At 71.8% G+C, this 1,442-nt stretch carries 1 protein-coding gene; it reads left to right on the forward strand.

All coding sequences use genetic code 11. From position 1 onward, the window contains the following. Positions 1 to 1,442: class I SAM-dependent methyltransferase (locus tag VL52_RS25615; protein WP_046159204.1), on the forward strand; the 1,442-nt coding region annotated here is incomplete at both ends.

Below are 1,442 nucleotides of genomic sequence, written 5' to 3' on the forward strand. Positions count from 1 at the left end.
ACGACGCGGCGGCGCTGCAGCGCGACGAAGACAGCGAATCGCGGCAGGTGGAAGCGTGGCAGCAGGTCTACGACACCCTGTACGACGCCCACCAGCACCAGCCCTTCGGCGAGAACTTCGGCGGCTGGGACAGCAGCTACGACGGCCAGCCGCTGCCGCTGGCGCAGATGCGCGAATGGCGCAGCGCCACCGTGGAGCGGATCCGCGAACTGCGTCCGCGCCGGCTGCTGGAAATCGGCGTCGGCAGCGGCCTGCTGCTGGCGCCGCTGGCGGACGCCTGCGAAGCCTACTGGGGCACCGACCTGTCGCCGGCGACGATCGCGGTACTGGAGAAACAACTGGAAACCCAGTCCTGCCGCGACAAGGTGCGCCTGTTCGCGCTGGGCGCGCACGAGCTGGCGCGGCTGCCGGCGATGCGTTTCGACTGCATCGTGATCAACTCGGTGCTGCAGTACTTCCCGAACGCCGCTTATCTGGGCGAAGTGATCGAGCAGGCGCTGGCGCGGCTGGAAGCGGGCGGCGCGCTGTACCTGGGCGACGTGCGCAATCTGGAGCTGCTGCCCAGCTTCGCGGCGGCGGTGGAGCTGCGGCAGTCGGAGCCGGAGGTCGACGCGGCGGCGCTGCAGCGGCGGGTGAGCCAGCGGCTGCTGGCGGAGAAGGAACTGCTGCTGGCGCCGGACTTCTTCAGCCGGCTGCGGGAACAGCTGCCGCAGATCGGCGCGGTGGACATCCGCCTGAAGCGGGGCGAGGCGGCGAACGAGCTTAACCGCTACCGCTACGAAGTGGTGTTGCGCAAGGGCCCGTGCCAGGCGCGCTCGCTGGCGTCGGCGGCGGCGGAGCCGTGGTCGTCGCTGGGCAGCCTGTCGGCCTGCCGCGAGCGGCTGTCGGTCGGCGGCGACGCGCTGCGGGTGACGGGGGTGCCGAACGCGCTGCTGCATGGCGAAGCGGCGGCGGCGCGGGAGCTGAAGGCGGGCGGTTCGCCGTCGGCGCTGCTGGCGCGGCTGGACGAGAACGGCGGGGTACGGCCGGAAGCGCTGCGCCGTCTGGGCGCGGAGCTGGGCTGGCGGATGCTGGCGACGTGGTCGCGGCAGGCGGGGCATTTCGACGCGGTGTTCGTGCGGGGAGAGGACGGCGAAGCGCTGGACGGGGTGTACCAGCCGGCGGGGGCGTTGCAGCCGCTGTCGGGCTATGTGAACAACCCGGCGAACTTCGAGCAGTACGCGGCGATCCGTCGCTACGCGTTGGAGCAGTTGCCGGAGTACATGGTGCCGGCGGCGATCGTGTTGCTGGACGCGTTGCCGCTGACGCCGAACGGGAAGCTGGACCGCAGGGCGCTGCCGGCGCCGGAGTTCGGTGGGACGGGCTACCGGGCGCCGGAATCGGAACGGGAGCAATTGCTGGCGCGGCTGTTCGGGGAGGTGCTGGGTCTGCCGCAGGTGGGG

This window comes from Chromobacterium vaccinii (assembly GCF_000971335.1).
Lineage (GTDB): Bacteria > Pseudomonadota > Gammaproteobacteria > Burkholderiales > Chromobacteriaceae > Chromobacterium > Chromobacterium vaccinii.